Origin of the sequence: Streptomyces sp. JJ66 (assembly GCF_019303495.1) — a bacterium.
Classification (GTDB): domain Bacteria; phylum Actinomycetota; class Actinomycetes; order Streptomycetales; family Streptomycetaceae; genus Streptomyces.
In genome coordinates, this window is sequence record NZ_JAEVFI010000009.1 from 56,981 (window position 1) to 76,798 (window position 19,818).

Below are 19,818 nucleotides of genomic sequence, written 5' to 3' on the forward strand. Positions count from 1 at the left end.
GGGGTGACTTCGTTCCGTTCCCCATCCTGACCCGTCCCGCGCCCCGCCCCAAGACCAGGGTGATCAGCGGGCCGGTATCCAGTGCTATCGTGGGCGGCGCGCCGAGCGGCACGGCCCGCACGGCCCACCGGTCCGGGTGGCGGAATGGCAGACGCGCTAGCTTGAGGTGCTAGTGCCCGTTAAGGGCGTGGGGGTTCAAGTCCCCCCTCGGACACCAACTAGGACCCCGGCTCGCCTGGGGTCTTTCTGTTTCTTTGGCTGTGGCGTGTCCAACCACGTGACGGAATCTCCCGGGCCACCTTGTACCGGCACATCGGTGAGAGTGCCTGAGGCAGGGGTACGGAAGCCGGACGCCAGGCCCCGGCGGAGGGAAGCCCGCCAGGGCTCCGGGATCAGTTCGTCACCTCAGAGGGCAGCGGGAAATTCTTCCGCTACCGCGTCCATCAGGAGTTCATCGCAGGGCCGACCGCGCCAGTAGCCGGACTGACGCAGGCGACCGGCGGGTTTGAACCCGGCCTTCTCATAGGCGGCGAGCCCTCCTGCGTTGGGCTCCAGTACCTTCAGCCAGACCATCCGCAGCGCGGCGTACTCGAATGCCCACCGCAGCGTCAGGGCCGTCGCCTCCGTGGCCAGCCCTTTGCCTCGCGCGTCCGGCGCGAGCAGGATGACGTACTCGGCGGTTCGAACGGCTGGGTCGATCTGGAGGGTGGTGAGACCGACCGGAGTGCGCTCCTCAGTCGTGATCACCTCGAACTGGGGGAAGTCCCGGTTCCGTCCGGCCGCTTCCCATCCGCCGGCACGGACCTCCCAGGACTGGGGGACCTGTGTCCCGAAGCCCAGGATCGTGCCGGGGTCGTTCTCCCAGCGGTGGTAGTCGGGCAGGTGGTCGCGGTCCGGCATGGCCAGGCTGACGCGCTTGCCCGGGAGCAGGATGTACGGGTCGGTCATCGATACCTCTTCGACGTTGGCTCTGGCCCGTTGATGGGCGAGTAGTCCCCAGTGTGAGCCGGTTCCTCGACGGGCTGACCGTGAACGTCACAGATCCACGCGTGCATCCGAATCGGATCGGTGGCGACGCCGTGCCGCCAGGCTCCTCCACGACCGCCAGCCGCCAGCAGGAGCGCGGCTGTCGTGGACTCCTCCAGACATGCCACACGGGCGGGGAACAGGCGCGCGGCCCAGCGGACTGACCGGACTGCCAGGCTGGCGTGCGCCCGGGTCGGGCGAGGGAGGTTGCCGCCTGCTTCCGCCAGCCGTACCAGGCGGCCGAAGCTCGTGCGCCCTCGTCCCAGATGGCGCGTTGCGAGGGTGCCCGCGAGAAGCACGCTCGCCGCGATGCGCCACGACCACGGGGGCGGTGCCAGAGCGGCCAGCCGTGCGGCTGACTCACTCGTCCCCCATGAGGTTTCCGAAGGACGGACCGTGACGGGGGCGGGTGCTTCGCTGTGTTCCAGGCTGTCGAGCCAGCGCGAGAGGGAATCGCCGGTAAGGACCATGGTTGTTCCGGTCCGGTAGTTCACGACTACGCCCGCCGCTCCGGTCAGTGCGGTACGGGTGTGACGGCCCGGAGCGGGGACCTTCACGGCCTGTCCTCCCAGCGGACTCGTTCGGTTGCGGTGTCGCTGATACGTAGCCATAGCTCGGTGCCGAGCAGCGGTTCGAGTAGTCCCCAAGGAATGTCCACTCCGAGCACGGCGCGCCGGAGAAGCGAGCGGAGGACCGCCGGGTGTACAAGTCCGAGGTCCGCCAGGTACCCGTCAGCCAGCTCCAGGACGTTCGCCTGGTTAGCACGTAGGCCGTGGTGGTGGTCCACCGCGAACAGCCCTTTTGAGCCGCGCCGCACCACCTCCCCGGGCAGAAGGCCCACGACCGCATCGGCAAGCAGCGGCTTGTACCGGCGGGCCGACCATCGGTCCGAGGCAGGGACCGACATCACCGCTTCCAGAACCCGGGCGTCCGTGTACGGGTTGTGCATCTCGATGCCGTACGCCCCGGCAAGCTGGTTCTCCGTCGCGGCGGTACGGCCGACGTACCGTGCTTCGGCGAGAAGGTGGCGGTCGGCGTAGTCCAAGCCGTCAACGTCCGTCTCCGGCGAGATGACCGACGCGGCCAGGGTGGTCGCCTGGTGGGTGAGCCAGGGCTTCGGGAGCGCTACGCCTGCCAGCCGATCGGGCGCGTTCCAGGCCGCCGCCACAGCAGGCCAGGGGCTCGAACGGTAGAGGCGGCTCCACGCCTGAGCATCACGCGCTAGGCGGACAAGGCGGCCGGAGCGGGCCAGATCTGCCAGGTGGACCGGAGGCGGCATGAACAGGGTGTCACCACCATCCCCGGTCAGATGCACGGAAGCACCCTCCTCCGACAGTAGAGCGAACTCGTGGCAGAGCTGCGCGACGGTCACGGCGGACGGTGCCGGCTCGTCGGTCAGGACCAAGGCGTCCAGGTCGGTGAACGGAAGGTGCTCGCGCCCCAGGGCCATGAACCGGTGCCGGATGGAGGGGAACGCACGGGCCACTGTGCGGGCGTGGTCCACGTCCCCACCCGACTCCCGGTCCTTGGGGTGGAAGGTGACTCCCAGGACTGGCCCGCACTGCGCGGCATAGGCCGTGAGAGTGCTGGAGTCCAGACCGCCGGACAGGTCAGAGGAGACTTCCCGCCCGCTCACCCGGACCAGCACGCCGCCCGACAGGTCGAGTCGTAACCTTTCCACCACCTCCGACCACGTGGAAGAACATGGCCGCCAGTACGGCACGGAGAACGGCGACCCGTCACGCGGAGCCGTCCACCGGAAGCCCGGCGGTATCTGCACTACCCCGGTCCATGCCGACCGCCCCGGGACACAGGCGGTCGGGTGTGCGAGGTGGGCTGCCAGCCAGGCCGTGTCCGGCCGACTCCCCAACAGGGAGGCGAGCGCCAAGGAACTGGAGGCCCACACGGGCACGCCATCGACTTCTGCCACGTACAGGGGGCAGGAGCCTGCCGGGTCGGCCCACAGGGTGAACGATCCCGCGCCGTCGTCCAGGGCAAGGGCATAGGAGCCAGGCCAGGCCGATGCCGCCGCGTCGAACTCTCGCAAGTCCGTGGAACGGACCAGCCGCTCAAGTTCCGGGTTCGTCGCTCCGCACGGGCCGAACACCCCCAACCTCCGCCCGCCCTCGCTCTCCGCCTGACGCACCGTAGTGCCCACGGCCCAGGCGTCCGGCTTCTGCCATAGGGCATCAGCGCCCACGGGTCTCGGGGCCTTGCCATAGGGGGCGAGTGCCCCACCGAACCAACGCATGCCGTCACCTCCTTCTGCGAGTGGCAAAGGGCGCGGCGGCACCCCGCGGGAATGCCGCCGCCGGGCGTCAGGCCCCGTAGGGCGAGCGCTTGTTCTCCACGCTGGAGTTGGTGTTGCCCTTCGTCAGGCGCGTCGCGTCCTCCAAGGGCACGACCTCCTCCTCCGGCTCGGTGTCGAGCTGGGAGCGGTTCTCCATGGTGTTCACCTCCGTTCGATATCCGTAGGGCGTGGAGGGGCGGCAGCCCCTGCACGGTGGTGCAACCTCCCGGTGCGAGTGATGCGGCCCGGGAGGAGCGTGGGCTGGATCGCTGCGTGCTCCACGCAGCTCCCCTCAGCCGGTCGGTTTCTGGTCCGGTACCGACCGATCGGTCAGGGCGACATGAGGTCTTCCACTTCGCTGTGCTGAGTCACGGTGACGCCGAGGAGGAACGGAGCCAGGACGTGGCCCAACACCCAGGTGGCGGTCAGCGCCGATCCGATGGGGTCGTGCCGTTCCCCACGATGCCGGCACCTGGCCCGGCCCGGCCCAAGATCCACCTCGTTCTCCGCTGCCATGTCCGCACTCCTCCACAGGTTCACCACCGTGTCCGTTTGCGACAACCCCAAGAAAAGCGGAGGGAGTCCAAGCGCTCCACGGCATCAATGCGCCAGTCTTGATGCACCTCCGTGCACGGGGATGCCACACGTTCAGGTCAGGGGAAGGGACCGTCATGGGACTGGCGGAACGACGCAAAGCCCTGGGCTACAGTCAGGAGAAGCTGGCCGAGTTACTCGGGGTGGACCGAACCACGGTCGGGCGCTGGGAGAGCGGCAGGATCAAACCTCAGCCACCGCAGCGACGGGGCTTGGCCATCGCCCTCGAAGTCACTCTCGCCGAACTCGACGCCCTCCTGGCGCAGCCACGAGCAGCCATCCAGGAGGCCACAGCGCACCAGTCCAGTGACCACCCAGGCCCGGGAGACCCCGACGAAATGATCCGCCGCGAATTCCTCCGCATCCTCACCGTCAGCGGAGCCCTCACCGCCCTGCCGTTGGAGGAGGCGGAAGCCCTCACCGAGGGAGTACGCAGGGGTGCACCCGCCGACTTCACGCGGATGAACAGCCACCTGTGGCAGGTCTACCAGCTAGCCCGCTCCAAAGGCTCCGTCTACCCCATCGTCCGCGACCAGCTCTCGACACTGAACGAAGCCCTGGCGGACACCCGTGGCAACTCACGCCCTCTCCTCAGCGCGGCAGCCGACCTCTTCCAGCTCGCCGGAGAAGTCGCCTTCGACGCCAACCGATACACCGACGCGGCAGCGTCCTACTCCCTGGCGGCGTCCGTCAGCAAGGACGCCCAAGCCTTCGACCTGTGGGCATGTGCCCTCGTCCGGCACGCCTACGTGGACGTGTACGAACACCGTTACGAGCAGGCGGCACAGATACTCGGAGCGGCGGAGACACTGGCTCAGCGGGGAGACAGCAGCCTCGCCACTCGTCATTGGGTCGCCGCTGTCCAGGCCGAGGCGTACGCCGGCATGGGCGACCTGACCTCGTGCGAGCGCGCGCTGGACGAGGCCGAGCGGGTGTTAGAGCTGGGCACGGACAGCACCAACGGAGGCTGGCTGCGCTTCGACGGCACTCGGCTGGCCGAGGAACGGGGAGCCCGCTACGTACAGCTTGGCCGCCTTGACCTGGCAGAAGAGACCTTGAAGCAGGCACTGACCCAGACCGCCCTTGCCTCTGGGCAGTCGTACCGGCGCAGGGGCGCCGTACTAGCCGATCTTGCCGCCGTCGGGGCGAAGCGGCGTGACCCGGAACAAGTCGTCGTATACGGGCGGGAAGCCATCCGGTTGGCCCAAGCATCATCGTCCGGGTACGTCGCCCGTAGACCCCAAGCCTTGTGCGATGAGTTCGGCCCCCTGAGCAGGGACCGCCGGGTAGCGGAGCTGGGGGCGGAGATCGCCACGCTGAGCACGCCGTGACGAGAGGGGTTGGCATGTCGCAGGTCGAAGGCGCACGAGTGTTCCGGGAATCCTGGATCGAAGGAGTGCACCGCCACTTCCCGGGGGAGCCGAAGCCCGGGTACGTCACCCCTTGGGAGGACACGCCCCAGTGGGAGCGGGAGGCCGCAGGCGCCGTGTATGACCAAGTCCGCCAGTTCATCGAGATCAGCGGCGGTCACACGGCGAAGCTGTCTCGTGAGCAGAAGGGCCGGTTCGTGGCGGTGTGCTGGACGGCGCAGATGTTCAAGCACTTCGAAAGCCCCAAGCCGGGGTACGTCGCCGACTGGCCCGACCTCCCGGCATGGCAGCAGGAGACCGACGCCGATATCTTCGAGGTCATCGAAAAGTCCTGATCGAGCCCATGGCCCGAGGATTGGTCACGTGACCAACGCGTGACCAGCACAGGTCCGAGAGAGCCCGATACAGCAGCCAAGAACAGGGGAAACGCCTACCGAAACCAAGCCTGTATACGGCCTTTCTCCAGGTCGGAGCGGTTGCGTGTTGGTGCCCGAGCGGAGAGTTCAAGTCCTTCTCGCACACCTGCTAAGACCCCTGCTCACCTGGGTTTTTCTGTTGCCGGGAGGCAGCCGTGATCAGCGGCCGGGAGCCACCGGCCGGGCCGAGGGCCGGAGCAGGCGTTGAGGCCGGGGAGTCCGTGACGGGCCGGGTATCAGGCCCGGGAGATGGTGAGCCGGGAGTGGCGGTTGCTGACCACAATCCCGTCGAGTCCGTCCTCGGCGGCGTCTGGCGGGAAGACACGGATGATCGGCTCCGGTGTCGCACCGCGCCCCAGGCTGTTCCAGGTCCGGATACTCTCCGCCATGGCGTGGGCCGGTGCTGCGTGGTCAGTGCCGTAGGCACGGACACCCAGTTCGAATCCGCCCGAGGAGCCGGGCCGCATGGTGAGGTAGGCAACCGTGTCGTGGGTCCAGGTGGCGGTCGCGGCGATAGTCCACCCCGACAGGCCCATTTCCGCCGCCTGCGAACTGGCATACACCGTTCCCGAGGGGTCGGTGGTGCTGGTGAGCCACAGCTCCAGTGACGGCAGCACACCCTCATCACCCCGCAACACCACCCCGGTCCACTCCGTTGACTCCTCGCCCGAGGCAACGGCCTCCCGCAGGGCGTCTGAGTCAGCGGCTTGGTCGCGGCTGATCACCAGCCGCAGATCGCTGCCTGCCAGTTCAATCGACTGTACCGAGTGGGTGTTATCCCCCTGCATACCGACGAAGCCACACCGGGTGGAGTCCCTGCTCACCAGGTGGTCGCCCTCATGCTCGAACGTCAGGACGCGATGGGTCCCCCGAAACGTCAAGGGCACCACCAGGCGGCCGTTTGTCGCGAGCTGAGAACGCCAAGCGGCCGGGATGTCGGGGGCCTGCACCGTGACGATGATCGCGTCGAAGCCGCCCTCGGCTGCCAGCTCCGCAGCTCCGTAGGTGCCGTCCCCCGTCAGCACCTTCACCCGGCCGTAGCCTGCCCTCGCCAACAGCTTCTCGGCGCGCTCGGTCACCTCGATATCAATGTCGAGGCTGACGACCTCTCCCTCCGACCCGACTACCTCAGCCATGAGCGCGGCGTTGTACCCACCGGAACCGATCTCCAGCGCCCGCATCCCCGGCCGCAGCCCGGCCAGCTCCAGCATCCGCGCCTGTACCCACGGCGCGGACACCGTACTCAGCGCAACTCCCCGCACATCACGCTTCGTCGCGAAAGAATCATTCGTGTACGCCTGCTCCAGTGAGCATTCGGGGATGAAGAGGTGCCGAGGGACCGTACGCAGGGCAGCCAGTACGCCGTCGGACAGCTTCCTGTCCCACCCCGACACAATCGCCTCGACCATACGGTCCCGCAGTGCAGCGGCTTCGGATGCGCCATCCTCGATCTGGACGCCAGTCACCCAGTCAGTCCCCTCTGACACTCTCAGTTGTCGATTGTGGCGACCCTAACCCCGGGTCGCGACACGTTCCTGGCCGGTGGCCCAGCCGTGATGCGGCGCCAGCTCCAGCACTTGATCACGATGGCCGGGCACCCGAACATCACGCTGCGCGTCATCCCGTACTCGGCTGGTGCTCCCAGCATCTCCAGCGCCGCCTTCACCATCGTCGACTTCCCCGGGGCGGTGAACCGCAGCGTCGTCTCCCAGGAGAAACTGACGGGGGAGATGCTGCATGATGTCCCAGCCGAGGTCAGGCAAGCCCGGCGCACGTTCCAGGACCACGCGGAGCACGCGTTGAGCCCCGAGGATACGATCACGTTTTTGCGAGCTGTGGAGAAGACAGTCCGATGAGCCACGCCAAGCAACAGCTGTACGCCACTCCCCTCGACGGTGAGTGGGTGAAGTCCTCGTTCAGCAACGGCAGTGGCAACAACTGCGTGCAGCTCATGGCCATCGAGGGCGGCGTCGCCGTGGGCGACTCCAAGCGTCCGGATCTGGCCCCCCTGCGGTACACCCGCTCCGGGCTTGCGGCGTTCGTGGCGGCAGCCAGGGCCGGGGAGTTTGATCACTTTCCCCGGCGCTGACCCGACGGCCCATCACCGGCGAGGACGGTGACACGCTGAACGCGCCAGCGGTTGGTCGTTCCCTCCGGCGTTCCAGGGGTGCTGAGCTGTCTGCTGGGGCAGGGTTCCGGGCCGGGGCGTAAACATGGTGCCGCGTCGGTGTCAGCCATACGGGCGGACGGGGAGCGCGAACGGGCTAGCGGGGCCGTTGGGAACCGGCCGCGTGCGGGGGCGCTGCCTAGGCTCGGGGGCGAGTCTCCCGGGAGGACCCGCCATGCCTACCTCGCACCGCCGCCTGACGGGCTTTTGCCTCACCGTCGCCACCGCCGTGACCGCCGGGATGCTGGCGACGTCGGTGCTGGCCGTGGAGCCCGGGGCGCGCGGCGTCGCTGACGGACGCGTCGTCGCGGCCCCGGCGACGGCGCAGCCGACGCCCGCCAGCCCCACCCCGCCGACGCCGCCCCCGGCCAGCGAGCCACCCCTCAGCCTGCCGCAGGTCGAGAAGCCGTCGGCGCCGGAGCTGCCCGCGCTGGGCGCGTTCCTGGCGTCCGGCGCGGACGGGGTGCGGCGCATCCCGGAGCTGGAGCGCTGGCTGTCGGGCACGAACCTGCGGGTCGGGCACACCTACCTGCCGGGCGACCTGTGGTCGAACATCGAGGGCCGCCCCGCCTTCCTCAACGCCTGGGCCCAGTGGCGGCGCGCGGACGCCGACCGGATGCTCGTCCTCAACGTGCCCATGCTGGAGCGCAACGAGGCCGGGGTGCCCGACCAGGAGGTGCGCGAGCTGTTGCGGGCCGGGGCGGACGGCGCGTTCGACCACCACTTCCGCCTGCTGGCCGAGCGGCTGGTGCGCATGGGCGTCCCCGAGACCGTCATCGTGCTCGGCTGGGAGATGAACGGCACCACCTACACGCACCGCTGCGGCCCCGATCCGCAGGCGTGGAAGGCGTACTGGCGGCGCATCGTCACCACCATGCGGTCCGTGCCGGGCGCGTGGTTCCGCTTCGACTTCACGCCGAACCGCGGGCGCGACGCGATCCCGTGGCCGCAGTGCTATCCCGGGGACGACGTCGTGGACATCATCGGCCTGGACTCCTACGACCAGCCGCCCGGCGAGGACTTCGAGGACCACATCAACCAGCCCTACGGGCTGCGGCACCACGTGGAGTTCGCGAAGGCGCACGGCAAGCCCATCTCCTACCCCGAGTGGGGGCTGTTCCGCAACGGCGACAATCCCGCGTACATGCGCGGCATGCTGGCGTGGTTCGCCGAGCACAAGCCGCTCTACCAGACCATCACCGACTACTGCCCGCACGGGGTGTGGCAGTGCGACGAGAACCCCAGGGCGGCCGCCGTCTACCGCCAGGCACTCTCGGATCTGGCACACGTGACCGACGCGAACTCCGTGGCGGTCACCCCCGCGCACCCGGGTGCCGCCGCGACGGCGGAGCAGGACGGCTGCCCGCCGCCGCGACTCGGGGACCCGTTGCAGCGTTCACTCACTGCCCGCCGGTGTCAGCATCCGGCCGTCTGACCAGACCGCGCGGCAGCCGGCCCGCCAGGCGGGTGCGCCACTGCCGCACCTGCGGGAGGCGGACGCGGGCGGCGTCGGCGGCCACCGCCCGGCCCGCCGCCTGCGCGGTCAGCAAGCGCAGCGCCGGGGCGAGGCGGCGGCGGGCGAGCAGGAAGCGCTGGTTGGTGACGGTGACGGGGCGCCAATGCAGCTTGTACGGCTCGGTGCCGCGCAGCAGGCTCAGCACCCGCCGCCCCGACGCCGTCACCTGCTGGGCGTCGTGCCGCAGCAGCATGGTGGTGATGTCCACCTTGCGCTCCCGCAGGCCGGGGTGGGCACCGTAGAGGTAGCCTCCGGCCAGGTCGGCGGAGAGCAGGGTGACGTCGGTGGCCACCACCTCGCCGTCGAGGTGGTACTCGGTGAGCACCGCGTCACCGTTGCGTGCCATCTGCCGTGCGGCGCGGGTGAGGTGTTCGGCGAACCGGGGGCGCAGGTGCTCGGGCGTCACGCCGCGCCCGCGCCACTGGAGCCCGTGCAGACGCAGCAGGGTGGCGACGGCGCCGGGCACCTCGTCAGCGGGCACGACGCGCTCGGTGACGCCGAGGGCGTCCAGCTTGCGCAGCTTGGCGCGGAACCGGCGGGCCTGCCGCCCTGGCAGGCGCTCCAGCAGGGTGTCCAGTGGGGCGCCGGGGAGTTCCAGGCACACGGAGTCGCACAGTCGGCTGCGCGGTCCCGGCCAGTGCCGGAACAGCCGCTCGGCGTTGGCGCCGGGGCGGACCTCCCGCAGGTCGATGACGGCTCCGGCGGCGGCCTGGCGCAGGCCGCGCTGGAGGGCCGCGGGGGCGTCCTGGCAGCTGGGGTCGAGGAGCACGTCGAAGAAGTCGGAGATCGGCCCGCCCAGTGGCAGGAGCACCGGCACCGGCCGGTAGGCGAGGCGCAACGGCGCGGCCGCGACCAGGTCGGTGCCCCGGTGCACGAGGACCAGGCGCAGCCGTCCGGGGCGGCCGTAGGACAGCCACCACGAGTGCAGCCAGGCGTGGCTTTGGAACGGGGTGACGGACGGGCTGCGCCGGTGCAGGGCGTCCCAGCGCGGGCCGAGTTCGGCGAACGTCTGCGGGTCGCAGCAGACGCTGACGGTCAGGGCAGGGGTGGCGGGCGTGGGTGGCAGAGCGCTCACCGGGCCGATTCCTTTGTCCGGGGGGTGGGCTGGGCGGCAGTCGGCTTCGCGGGCGGCTTGGCAGTGCCCCGGCCGCCGCGCTTGCCGCCGCCCCTGGTCTGCGTGCGGGTGGTGGACCTGGGCTGGGTTGCGCGGGCGGGCTCGGTGGTGGTGGCGGCCTCGGTCCCGGGCTCGGTAGCAGTCTCGGTCCCAGGCTCGGTAGCGGTTTCGCTGCCGGGCGCGGCGACGGTCTCCGGGGCGGGGCGCTCGGGTGTGGTCCTGCGCGTGGTGGGGGTGCTGTCGGCGCCGGAGCCGGGCACCGTGGGCGCCTTCGCCGTGGGCTTCCCGGCGGCGTCCGGGGCGTGGGGTGCGGGCGGTTCCGGCGCGGGCGGTGGCGCCGGGTGTTCGGTGGCGGGGGCCGGGGCGGGGGCCGTCGGCTGCCCGGTACGGCTGGCCGGACGCGGGCGGACCAGCAGGAGCAGGCCGCCCACCAGGCCCCCGGCGCTGGCGCCGACGGCGGCCGACAGCGGGGCGGCGGGTGAGGAGGGGGCACGCGGCGGCAACGCCTGGGCGAAGCGTACGAGTTTCACGCCGGTGGACTTCGCGGCCTCGTTGCCGCCCGCCGTCAGCGCCTCGGCAACGGCGTTCGCCCGGTCGGCGGCCAGCCGGGCGCTGGTGGCGGTGCCGGTGATCTCGATCATCGGCGCGTCCGGCGATGTCGCGGACCGCACCGCGTCGCTGAGGTCAGCGGCCGGTGCCCCGGCGGCCTGCTGGGCGTCGCGCAGCACGGTGCCGCTGGTGGCCACCCGGCCGTATGCCTGGGCGAAGCCGAGTGCGGCCGCCGGGTCCGAGCCCTCGCCGGGCACCACGACGACGTAGCTGGTGGCGGCGTACTGCGGGGTGCTCAGCAGGCCCCAGCCGCCGCCGAGCGCGGCCCCTAGCACCGTGCACAGGCCCACGGGCCACCAGCCGGGCAGCGCCAGGCGCCGCCTGCGCTGCGGCCGGGTCCGCACGCGGCGGAAGCGGCGGCGAGGGGCGGGGCGGGGCGGGGCCAGGCGCAGGCGCGAAGGCAATAGCCGCCGGGATGGCGTTACTCCCTTGGGGGTGGCCGGAGCTTCAGCGGCTTCCGCCGGACGCGCGGTCTGAGCGCAACCCCCGGCATCCACCGGACACGCGGCGTCCGCCGCCCGGTCAGGGGCGTCCGCCGCCCGGTCAGGGGCGTCCCCCACGCGGCCAGGGGCGTCCTCCGCGCGATCGGAAGTCTCCGGTGCGCGGGCAGCGGCTTTCGCCAGGCCGTGCGCGGTGTCGGCCGGAACGGTCTCGGGCATGCCAGGTCACCTCTTCGGTGGGGTCGGTGCGGTGGCGGCACGGGTGTGCACGGACTCGTAGACGGACATCAGACGGTCGGCGCTGCGGCTGATGTCGTAGCGCCGCACGGCGGCCGGTACCGGCTGCCGGGGCAGCCGGGCGGTGGCGAGCGCCCGCAGTTCGGCGACGAGTTCGGGCACGCCCGGGCCGATGCGGCGGGCGCCCGGCGCGTCGGCGGGTGGCAGCTCGTCCAGTGCCGGGCAGGTGACGTGGCGGACCGGCAGCCCGGCTGCCAGGGCCTCCAGCGCGGCCAGCCCGAACGCCTCCTCCCGCGAGGGGGAGACGAAGGCGTCCATGGCCGCGAGCAGCGCGGGCAACTCCGGCTCGCCGCTGTCGGCGTCGGCGACGGCACCGCCGCGCTCGCCGGTGAGCAGCACCCGGTCGGCGGCCCCGAGCCGGGCCGCGAGCCGCCGCAGGGGGAGCCGCTGAGGACCGTCGCCGACGAGCAACAGGCGCGCGTGGGGCAGGGCGGCGACGGCGCGCACGAGCACGTCGAACCGTTTGCCGGGCGCCAGTCGGCCGACTCCGCCGACGACGAACGCGTCCCGCGGCAGCCCGAGCCGGGCCCGGGTCTGGCGGCGCACGCCCGCCTGGAAGCGGAACCGGGCGGGCTCGATGCCGTTGGGAATCAGCTCGATGCGCGGCTCGGGCACGCCCCAGTCGCGCAGCCGCCGGGCGACGGTGGCGGAGACGGCGACCGTCGCGCCGCCCAGCCGTTCGGTGGCCAGGTACAGTCCGCGGGCGGCAGGGGTGAGCGGGCGGCCCTCGATCTGCGCCTCGCCCAGGGAGTGTTCGGTGGCCACCACCGCCCGCACCCCGGCCAGGCGCGCGGCCAGGCGGCCGTAGACGCAGGCGCGGTAGAGGTGGGTGTGCACCAGGTCGTAGTGGCCGGTGCGGATGAACCGGGCGAGGCGGGGCAGGGCGCCCAGGTCGCGGTTGCCGGTCATGCCCAGGTGGGCGACGCGGTGGCCGTCGCCGCGAATGCCCTCGGCGACGGTGCCGGGGTTGGTGAGGGTGACGACGTCGCAGCCGAGCGGCAGGTGGCGCAGGAGCAGGCGCAGTTGCTGCTCGGCGCCGCCCACGCCGAGCCCGGTGATGACGTGCAGCGCTCTCACCGCGCCCCTCCGTCCACCGGTCCGCCGGGGCTGCCGGGGACGGTGAGGGCGTGCGGCGGCAGCGGGGTGCGGCGCAGCGGGTGCAGCAGGCGCTTGGCGTGCAGCCGCCAGGCGGTGTCGCGTTCGCCGACGTGGACGCGGGGCACGGCGTGCGGTCCGGTGAGGTGGCCGGGGTCGATGGCGCAGGCGTAGGCGTAACCGGCGTCGCGCACGGCGCGCACGGCACGGGCGTCCACGGCGCCGTAGGGATAGCAGAACCCGGCCGGGGGCTGTCCGGTCAGCTCGGCGAGCAGTTCGCGGCTGCGGGCGGTCTCGGTGCGCAGCACGGTTTCGCTGGCGGTGGTGAGGCGTTCGTGGCGCAGCCCGTGGGAGCCGATCTCCATGCCCGCGTCGGCCACGGCGCGGATGCCGTCGGCGTCCAGCAGGGGTTTGCGGGGGCCGAGCGGGTCCCAGGCGTTGTCGCCGCCGAGCCGGCCGGGCAGCACGAAGACGGTCGCGGTGCAGGCGTGGCGGCGCAGCACGGGCAGGGCGTGCTCCAGGAAGTCGGCGTAGCCGTCGTCGAAGGTGAGGCCCACCAGCCCGTGCGCCTCGCCCCTGGCGTGCGCGCGCAGCAGTTCGCCGACGCCGACGGCGGCCAGCCCGCGCCGTCCGAGCCAGGCGAGTTGCCGCTCCAGGCGCTGCGGGGAGACGGTGACGGCGTAGGGGTCCTCGGTGGTGGTGTCCACCGAGTGGTACATCAGCACCCAGGGGCGGCGGTCGGCGCGTGCGGCCCGGGGCGGGGCTGCCGGGGTGGGGACCGGCCGGGGGAGGGTGCGGGGCCGGGGCGGGCTGTCGGCGGCAGCGGTGGCGGGCAGGGCGGCGGCAGCGGTGGCGGTGGCGGGCGGGGCGGCGGGGGAAGTGGCGGGCGGGGCGGCCTGGTCAGCGGACACGGTGGTTCTCCTGGGTCGGTCGGGGCCGGTGGATGCGGGCGGCCCGGCGCAGGGTCGCGGCGACGAGGGCGGGGACTTCGGGCGCGCGCAGCGCCCAGCCGGCCGTGGCGAAGGCGAGTGTCACCGCCACTCCCCCGGCCAGTGCGGCGGTCAGCGCGGGGCCGCACAGCGCGGCGGCGGCCCAGCCGGCGCAGGCGGCCAGCGCGGCGGTGACCAGCAGCCGGGCCAGCCCGGCGGCGAGGTGGCCGACGGCGATGCGGATGATCCGCACGCCGAGTCCGTACAGCAGCAGGGCCGCCGTGGCGGTGATCCCGGCGGCGTTGGCGGCGGCGATGCCGTGGAGTCCGAGGGCCGGTGCCAGCGCCGCGCCCGCGACGACGGTCAGGAGCAGCCCCGCCGCCATGGCCGCCGCCGGGTACCAGGTGGGCCGCGCGGCGGAGAAGAAGGGCCGCACCAGGGCGCCGACGAGGCTGTGCCCGAGCAGGCCGAGGGCGTAGACACGCATGACGGAGGCGGTGGCCGCGGTGTCGGCGGCGGTGAACGCGCCGCGCTGGAAGAGCACTTCGATGATGGACGGGGCGCAGCCGAGCACGAAGGCGGCCCCCAGCAGGACGACGACGGCCGCCAGGTTCAGGTCACGCTCGACGCGGCGCCTGGCCTGCTCGGCGGCGCCCTCGGCCATGGCGCGGGCGACGACGGGGAAGGTGACGGTGCAGATCATCAGCGACAGCACCATCGGCATCTGCGCGACCTTCTGCGCGTAGTTGAGGTGCGAGATGGCTCCGGCGGGCAGCTCGGAGGCCAGGTACCGCTCGATCAGCACCTGCGACTGGCGGCTGATAGCGAACAGCACCACCGGCGCGAGCAGACCGAGCCCGAGCAGCGCGGGCCGGGAGGGGTGCGGCGCCCGCCCGGCCCGGCGCACCCACCTGCGGGTACGCGGCGTCCGTCCCGCGCCCGCGGGCGCCGCACCGCCCCTGGGCCGTACGCCGTGCGCCCGCACCGGCAGCAGGCGGACGACGGCGGGGAGCTGGACGAGCACCATCACCGCCCCGCCCAGCGCCACGCCGAGCGCCGCGCCGCGCACCCCGAGCACGGAGTGCGCCGCGATGACGGTGGCGATGATGGCCAGGTTGTAGGCGGCGTAGATCGCGGCGGGCGGCACGAAGGAGCGGTGGGCGCGCAGTGCGGCGCTGAAGTACCCGGCGATGCCGAAGGTCAGGACGGTCAGCGCGGTCAGCCGGGTGCAGTCGATGGCGAGCCGGGGGTCGTCGAGCCCGGGCGCCAGGGTGTGGACGAGGACGGGCGCGGCGGCGGCCAGCAGCGCGGCGGTCACCGCGAGCGCCGCGAACAGCCGGGGGAAGGTGGCGGTGAGCAGGGCGCGGACCGGGTCCTCGCCCGGCTGAGCGGGACCGTCGGCGGTGGGGGTGGCGGCGCGCCGGGAGAGGGCGAGACTGAACGCGGGCACCAGGAGCAGGGCCATGGCGTCCTCGATGAGCAAGGTGGCCGCCATCTCGGGCAGCGTCCAGGCGACGAGGAAGGCGTCAGTGCCGCTGCCCGCACCGAAGAGGTGCGCGAGGGTCTGGTCGCGCAGGAGGCCGAGCAGGGAGCCGGCGGCGGTGAGCGCGGCGGTCAGCGCGGCGGCCCGGGCTAGGGTCTGTCCGGCAAACCGCCCGGCGCCCGCCCGCCCGGCGTGTTCCCCGGCGGTCGGCTCGCCCAGGTCCGGCACGTGCCGCACGCCGCTCACCGGGCGTCCGTCCGGCCGGGGCCGAGCGCCCACCAGGCCGCCAGCCCGAGGAGGACGGCGGTCAGCATGGTGGAGGGGCCGCCGATGTCGGCGTAGGCGAAGTCGAACAGCTGCCAGCTCAGCAGGCCGACGGCGATGAGCCCCACGTCGGCGTCCCCCGCGCGCTGGCGGCGCGCGGCCCGGTACCGGCGCAGGGCCAGCACCGCGAGCGCCGCCCAGCTCCCGGCGAGCGCGGTGAGTCCGATGAGCCCCTGTTCGCCGAGTACCAGCAGGTACATGTTGTGCGGGGAGAGCAGTGGTTCGCGCCGGAAGCCGCGCCCGGCGCCCGCGGTGTCGCTGCCGGAGGACAGGGCGAGGGAGGCGTGGCTGTCCCGGTGGGCGGGGAAGCGCTTGGGGCCGACGCCGGTGACCGGTTCCGCGCGCCACATGCTCACCGCGGCGGCCCACATGGCGTACCGGTCGGTGACCGACTGGTCCGGGGCGGCGGTGACCCGGGTGATGCTGGTCAGCCGCTCCCCGATGAGCTGCGTGCCGACGCCGAGCCCGCCGACGAGTACCGTGCCCGCGCACACCAGCACCGCCAGCGTGCGCAGCGCGATCCGGCGCCCGGCCAGCACCAGCACCACTGCGGCGGCGAAGGCCGTGGCGAGCCAGGCACCACGGCTGAAGGAGAGGGCGAGCGGCACGGTGAGCAGCGCGGCGCAGCCGAGCGCGGCGGGCCGTACCCAGCGCGGGGCGCGTGCGGGCGGCGCGAGCCCGATAGCGAGCGCGACGACGAGGCCGAGCGAGACGGCGGTGGACATGCCCATCACATCCAGCGGCCCGAAGGTGCCCACGGCCCTCAGGTCGCGGCCCTGGTAGGAGGCACCGGTGCCGGTGGCGTACTGGTGGACGCCGACGGCGCCCTGCACCAGCGCGGTCAGCAGCACGGCTCCGGCGACCAGGCGGGCGTCCCGGTGGTCGCGCAGCAGCAGCGCCACCGCCGCCGGGACCAGTACGAACACCTGGGCGTAGCGCACGAACCCGGGCAGACCGGCGGCCGGGTCGGCGGAGGTGAGGGTGGCGAGCGCGCATCCGGCGACGGGGGCGGCGAGCACGCAGGCGGCGAGCGGCGTCAGCGGCCGGGCCCGGGTGCGCAGGAGGCGTACCGCGCACCACAGCACGAGCAGGGCGGACCCGGCGTCGGCGGGCGAGACCCGGGCGTCGTCCCGGCCGGGCGGGGCGCACAGCAGCAGCACCGTGGCCACCACCGGCAGCACCGGGCCGAAGTGCCGGGCGTGGCGGGCGAGGTGGCCGCAGGCCAGGCCCGCCGGGCTGGTGCGGAACCCGGCGGGCGGCGAGGGTGCCGTCATCGCCGTGGCCGCCGTGGCCGCCGTGGTCGCCGTGGTCGCCGTGGACACCCTCAGCTCCCTCCGTGCCGGAAGAGGGAGGTGGCGGTGCGGACGAGGATGCGGACGTCCCGCCACAGCGTCCAGCTGGTGATGTAGTGGTTGTCGAAGCGGGCGCGGTCCTCGATGGAGGTGTCGCCGCGCAGGCCGTGCACCTGGGCGAGTCCGGTGATGCCGACGGGCATCCGGTGCCGCTCCCCGTAGCCGGGGAATGCCTGGCTGAACTTGGCGACGAAGTACGGGCGTTCCGGACGCGGCCCGACCAGGCTCATGTCGCCGCGCAGCACGTTCCACAGCTGCGGCAGCTCGTCCAGCGAGGTGCGGCGCAGCAGCCGCCCCGCCGCGCTCATGCGCCGGTCGTGGGCGACACTCCACAAGGTGGCGGACTCGTAGGCGTCGGCGGGGCGCAGGGTGCGGAACTTCAGCAGCGTGAAGGGGCGGCCGTCCTGGCCGATGCGCTCCTGGCGGAAGATGACGCCGGGCCCGTCACTCAGGCGTACCGCGGTGGCGCACGCCAGCAGGACGGGCGCGGCCAGCACCAGGGCGGGGACGGCCAGGGCGACATCCAGCAGCCGCTTGGCCACGGCGCCGGGCAGGCGGCTGGGAGGCGGGTCCAGACGGCGGCAGCCGTGGCCCCACAGGTGGGTGTCGGGCGGGGCGGCACCGGGCGTGCCGCCGCTGATCACCCACAGGGTGCAGCCCTCGGCGGTGAGCAGGGCCGCCATGTCGGCGAGGTGCGGGGCGTGCTCGGGGTCGCGGAGGAGAACGGCGTCCCGCACGGCGTTCTGGATGACGGCCCGGGTGACGTCCTCCGGCGTGCTGAGCACGGGCAGCGCGGGCGTGCCGCCGCCGTCGGCCTCGCCCGGTTCGCCGACGAGGCCCACCGGCCGCAGGCCGTACTCGGGGTGCTCGTGCAGCGCCGCCGCGAGCCGCTGCCCGGCCGCCTGGCCGCCGACGAGCAGCGTGGAGCGCGGGCGGCAGCGGGCGCGGCGCCGCCAGAGAGCCAGGACGAGGCCACGGGCGGCGGTGGCGGCCAGGACGTGGGCGGCGACGACGGCGAGCAGGTCGCCCAGCTCCAGCGGCTGACGCGGGCTCAGTCCCGCCCACGCCGCGGCGGCCAGCCCCCAGGCGGCGCCGAAGCGGGCGAGCAGGTTCGGCAGCGCGTCGGCCGCGGCGGCCAGTGGACCGGGCCGGTACAAACCCGCGCGGGAGCCCAGCATCAGCGCGAGCGGCAGCGCGAGCGCCAGGACGGCGGGCGGGGTCGCGACGGTGCCGGTCAGCGCGAGGGCAATGACGGCGGCGGCCCCGGCGAGGCAGTCCGCCACGCCCAGCGCCCGGCCCACCCGGCCCCGGCCCCGGGACGCGGACCGTCCGGCGCCCGGGGCGGGCCGGGCGGCCGAACGGGGTGGCGGGAAGGCCGCCGGGGCCGAGGGTCCGGGGGCGACAGTGGCCTCGTCGGCCGCCGTGGTGGTGGGGCCGGCCGGGGTGGCGTGCTGGGCGGCCATCACGGGGCCCCGGCCGGCGGCGTCCGCGCTCTCGGTGGTCATCGCTCGATGCGCTCCCTGTGCTCCGGGTACGGGCCGCCGGTGAGGTCCCGGTACAGCTCCGAGACGGCGGCGGCGGTGTGCCGTACGTCGTGGGTGGTGCGGACGTGGTGCTGCGCACGGTGGGCGATGTGCTCCCGCAGCGTGGCGTCCGCCAGCAGCCGCCGCAGCGTGCGCGCCAGCGCGGCCGGGTCCTCAGGCGGCACCAGGCAGTGCCGTCGCAGGTCGGCGGGCAGGCTCTCGCGGGCCCCGGTGACGTCGGTGAGCACCGCTGGACGCCCGCAGGCCATGGCCTCCAGCGGGGCGAGCGCCATGCCCTCCCAGCGCGAGGGCAGGACCGCGAGGTCGGCGGCGCGGTACCAGCTCACCGGGTCGGCCGTGGCCCCGGCGAGGAGCACGCCGCCGGGTGCGGCGTGCAGCAGGGCGGCCCGGTCGGGTCCGTCGCCGACGAGGGCGAGGCGGGCGCCGGGGTGGGCGGCGTGCACCTCGGGCCAGGCGCGCAGCAGCACGTCCTGACCCTTCTGGCGGCACAGCCGGGCTACGCACACCACCAGCGGCGCGGCGGCGGACACGCCGTCCAGCGCGGGCAGGGCGGCACGGGCCGCGACCCGCTCGGCGGGGGCGGCGGGACGGAAGCGGCCGAGGTCCACCCCGTTGGGGACCACGGCCCAGCGCGCGGCGATCCGGGCCTCCGCGCCGCGCCGCCGCTCCTCCTCGCTGACGCACACCACCCGCGCGGCCCAGCGTGCGGCGGCCCGCTCCCAGCGCAGCGCGAGCGCGGCGGCGGCCCCGTCCACGGCCTCGAAGGACCAGGCGTGCGGCTGGAACAGCGTGGGGAGACGGCCGCGCAGGGCCAGCCGGACGGCGAGCCCGGCCTTGGCGCTGTGGGCGTGGACGACATCGGGTCCCAGGCGGCGCACCAGCCGGGCGAGCCGCCGCGTCTCGGCGGGCAGCGCGGGCCCCGGCGCGCGTCCGGCGGGCCAGGGGTGGACGGTGGCACCGGCCGTGGCGGCGGTCTCGGCGAGCGTGCCGCCGGGCGGGCAGGCCAGGTGGACCCGCGTTCCGGCCCGGCCCTGCGCGTCCGCCAGATCGGTGACGACCGCGGCCACACCGCCGTCCACGGGCTGGGCGACGTGAAGCACGGTGAGCGGGCGCGGTGGCTGGCGGTCGTGCGGCACGCGTGGTCCTCCCCCGGGCCGGGTGCGGCGGGTCAGCGGGTGTGGGGCGGGCGGGGTCCGCCGGTGGACGGTGGACGGCTGAGTCCGGGCTGCGGACTCGGGCGGCAGCACCGGTG

Annotated in this window: 19 protein-coding genes and 1 tRNA gene; 6 read left to right on the top strand and 14 right to left on the bottom strand. The window is 73.6% G+C overall.

Annotated features, from left to right (window positions below):
* The first annotated feature begins 130 nt into the window (after window positions 1-130).
* Window positions 131-217: transfer RNA gene (locus tag JJV70_RS08655), tRNA-Leu, on the top strand.
* A 188-nt stretch (window positions 218-405) separates the two neighbouring features.
* Here the strand turns inward: JJV70_RS08655 and JJV70_RS08660 are convergent.
* From JJV70_RS08660 to JJV70_RS08680, 5 genes are all read right to left on the bottom strand, one after another.
* Window positions 406-948, bottom strand: coding sequence for a GNAT family N-acetyltransferase (locus JJV70_RS08660; protein WP_219047191.1), 543 nt, complete (start codon window positions 946-948; stop codon window positions 406-408).
* Complete coding sequence (locus JJV70_RS08665) at window positions 945-1,637, bottom strand: lasso peptide biosynthesis B2 protein (protein ID WP_219047192.1); 693 nt, start codon at window positions 1,635-1,637, stop codon at window positions 945-947. The genes JJV70_RS08660 and JJV70_RS08665 overlap by 4 nt, the downstream gene beginning before the upstream one ends.
* Entirely contained in the window at window positions 1,580-3,277 is a 1,698-nt protein-coding gene (locus JJV70_RS08670; RefSeq protein WP_219047193.1) for an albusnodin/ikarugamycin family macrolactam cyclase, read from the bottom strand. Before JJV70_RS08670 ends, JJV70_RS08665 begins: the two co-directional genes overlap by 58 nt.
* 67 nt (window positions 3,278-3,344) lie before the next feature.
* Window positions 3,345-3,473 (bottom strand): albusnodin family lasso peptide, encoded by a 129-nt coding sequence (locus JJV70_RS08675; RefSeq protein WP_219047194.1) that lies wholly within the window; start codon window positions 3,471-3,473, stop codon window positions 3,345-3,347.
* A 173-nt stretch (window positions 3,474-3,646) separates the two neighbouring features.
* Window positions 3,647-3,832 (bottom strand): hypothetical protein, encoded by a 186-nt coding sequence (locus JJV70_RS08680; RefSeq protein ID WP_219047195.1) that lies wholly within the window; start codon window positions 3,830-3,832, stop codon window positions 3,647-3,649.
* A gap of 155 nt (window positions 3,833-3,987) precedes the next feature.
* On the opposite strand from JJV70_RS08680, the gene JJV70_RS08685 reads away from it, so the two are divergent.
* Together JJV70_RS08685 and JJV70_RS08690 are read left to right on the top strand one after the other, a co-directional pair.
* Window positions 3,988-5,241, top strand: a complete 1,254-nt coding sequence (locus JJV70_RS08685; RefSeq protein ID WP_219047196.1) for a helix-turn-helix transcriptional regulator — start codon at window positions 3,988-3,990, stop codon at window positions 5,239-5,241.
* A 14-nt stretch (window positions 5,242-5,255) separates the two neighbouring features.
* Complete coding sequence (locus JJV70_RS08690; RefSeq protein WP_219047197.1) at window positions 5,256-5,615, top strand: hypothetical protein; 360 nt, start codon at window positions 5,256-5,258, stop codon at window positions 5,613-5,615.
* Window positions 5,616-5,932: 317 nt separating this feature from the next.
* Here the strand turns inward: JJV70_RS08690 and fxlM are convergent, their stop codons facing one another.
* The gene (gene fxlM / locus JJV70_RS08695) at window positions 5,933-7,162 is read right to left on the bottom strand and encodes a methyltransferase, FxLD system (RefSeq protein WP_219047198.1); all 1,230 of its coding nucleotides are present in this window, start codon (window positions 7,160-7,162) and stop codon (window positions 5,933-5,935) included.
* A gap of 36 nt (window positions 7,163-7,198) precedes the next feature.
* Here fxlM and JJV70_RS08700 point away from each other — a divergent pair, with 36 nt between their 5' ends.
* The 3 genes from JJV70_RS08700 to JJV70_RS08710 all read left to right on the top strand — a co-directional run bounded on the left by JJV70_RS08700 (window position 7,199) and on the right by JJV70_RS08710 (window position 9,298).
* On the top strand, window positions 7,199-7,552 hold the full coding sequence (locus tag JJV70_RS08700; protein ID WP_308294743.1) for a Scr1 family TA system antitoxin-like transcriptional regulator: 354 nt from the start codon (window positions 7,199-7,201) through the stop codon (window positions 7,550-7,552).
* A complete protein-coding gene (locus JJV70_RS08705) occupies window positions 7,549-7,785 on the top strand; it encodes a DUF397 domain-containing protein (protein WP_219047199.1) in 237 nt (78 codons plus the stop codon). The genes JJV70_RS08700 and JJV70_RS08705 overlap by 4 nt, the downstream gene beginning before the upstream one ends.
* 253 nt (window positions 7,786-8,038) lie before the next feature.
* Window positions 8,039-9,298, top strand: a complete 1,260-nt coding sequence (locus JJV70_RS08710; protein ID WP_219047200.1) for a glycoside hydrolase family 26 protein — start codon at window positions 8,039-8,041, stop codon at window positions 9,296-9,298.
* Here JJV70_RS08710 and JJV70_RS08715 read toward each other — a convergent pair.
* The 8 genes from JJV70_RS08715 to JJV70_RS08750 form a co-directional block, all read right to left on the bottom strand.
* The gene (locus tag JJV70_RS08715) at window positions 9,264-10,454 is read right to left on the bottom strand and encodes a GNAT family N-acetyltransferase (RefSeq protein WP_308294744.1); all 1,191 of its coding nucleotides are present in this window, start codon (window positions 10,452-10,454) and stop codon (window positions 9,264-9,266) included. The two genes, JJV70_RS08710 and JJV70_RS08715, sit on opposite strands and share 35 nt — an antisense overlap.
* Window positions 10,451-11,446, bottom strand: a complete 996-nt coding sequence (locus JJV70_RS08720; RefSeq protein WP_219047201.1) for a hypothetical protein — start codon at window positions 11,444-11,446, stop codon at window positions 10,451-10,453. The genes JJV70_RS08715 and JJV70_RS08720 overlap by 4 nt, the downstream gene beginning before the upstream one ends.
* Window positions 11,447-11,767: 321 nt before the next feature.
* The gene (locus JJV70_RS08725; protein ID WP_219047202.1) at window positions 11,768-12,916 is read right to left on the bottom strand and encodes a glycosyltransferase; all 1,149 of its coding nucleotides are present in this window, start codon (window positions 12,914-12,916) and stop codon (window positions 11,768-11,770) included.
* Window positions 12,913-13,653, bottom strand: coding sequence for a polysaccharide deacetylase family protein (locus tag JJV70_RS08730; protein ID WP_219047270.1), 741 nt, complete (start codon window positions 13,651-13,653; stop codon window positions 12,913-12,915). Before JJV70_RS08730 ends, JJV70_RS08725 begins: the two co-directional genes overlap by 4 nt.
* A 181-nt stretch (window positions 13,654-13,834) precedes the next feature.
* Complete coding sequence (locus JJV70_RS08735) at window positions 13,835-15,592, bottom strand: lipid II flippase MurJ (RefSeq protein ID WP_308294745.1); 1,758 nt, start codon at window positions 15,590-15,592, stop codon at window positions 13,835-13,837.
* Window positions 15,589-16,944: an O-antigen ligase family protein gene (locus tag JJV70_RS08740; RefSeq protein ID WP_219047271.1), complete on the bottom strand. Its 1,356-nt coding sequence runs from the start codon at window positions 16,942-16,944 to the stop codon at window positions 15,589-15,591. The genes JJV70_RS08735 and JJV70_RS08740 overlap by 4 nt, the downstream gene beginning before the upstream one ends.
* 50 nt (window positions 16,945-16,994) lie before the next feature.
* Window positions 16,995-18,527: a sugar transferase gene (locus JJV70_RS08745; RefSeq protein WP_257573626.1), complete on the bottom strand. Its 1,533-nt coding sequence runs from the start codon at window positions 18,525-18,527 to the stop codon at window positions 16,995-16,997.
* Window positions 18,524-19,702: a glycosyltransferase family 4 protein gene (locus tag JJV70_RS08750; protein WP_219047203.1), complete on the bottom strand. Its 1,179-nt coding sequence runs from the start codon at window positions 19,700-19,702 to the stop codon at window positions 18,524-18,526. The genes JJV70_RS08745 and JJV70_RS08750 overlap by 4 nt, the downstream gene beginning before the upstream one ends.
* Window positions 19,703-19,818 lie beyond the last annotated feature (116 nt).

Bases quoted from the DNA above. Each gene is read 5' to 3' on its own strand.
- JJV70_RS08660 (WP_219047191.1), bottom strand. From the start codon at position 948: ATGACCGACCCGTACATCCTGCTCCCGGGCAAGCGCGTCAGCCTGGCC.
- JJV70_RS08665 (WP_219047192.1), bottom strand. From the start codon at position 1,637: ATGGCTACGTATCAGCGACACCGCAACCGAACGAGTCCGCTGGGAGGA.
- JJV70_RS08670 (WP_219047193.1), bottom strand. From the start codon at position 3,277: ATGCGTTGGTTCGGTGGGGCACTCGCCCCCTATGGCAAGGCCCCGAGA.
- JJV70_RS08675 (WP_219047194.1), bottom strand. From the start codon at position 3,473: ATGGAGAACCGCTCCCAGCTCGACACCGAGCCGGAGGAGGAGGTCGTG.
- JJV70_RS08680 (WP_219047195.1), bottom strand. From the start codon at position 3,832: ATGGCAGCGGAGAACGAGGTGGATCTTGGGCCGGGCCGGGCCAGGTGC.
- JJV70_RS08685 (WP_219047196.1), top strand. From the start codon at position 3,988: ATGGGACTGGCGGAACGACGCAAAGCCCTGGGCTACAGTCAGGAGAAG.
- JJV70_RS08690 (WP_219047197.1), top strand. From the start codon at position 5,256: ATGTCGCAGGTCGAAGGCGCACGAGTGTTCCGGGAATCCTGGATCGAA.
- JJV70_RS08705 (WP_219047199.1), top strand. From the start codon at position 7,549: ATGAGCCACGCCAAGCAACAGCTGTACGCCACTCCCCTCGACGGTGAG.
- JJV70_RS08710 (WP_219047200.1), top strand. From the start codon at position 8,039: ATGCCTACCTCGCACCGCCGCCTGACGGGCTTTTGCCTCACCGTCGCC.
- JJV70_RS08730 (WP_219047270.1), bottom strand. From the start codon at position 13,653: ATGTACCACTCGGTGGACACCACCACCGAGGACCCCTACGCCGTCACC.
- JJV70_RS08740 (WP_219047271.1), bottom strand. From the start codon at position 16,944: ATGACGGCACCCTCGCCGCCCGCCGGGTTCCGCACCAGCCCGGCGGGC.
- JJV70_RS08745 (WP_257573626.1), bottom strand. From the start codon at position 18,527: ATGACCACCGAGAGCGCGGACGCCGCCGGCCGGGGCCCCGTGATGGCC.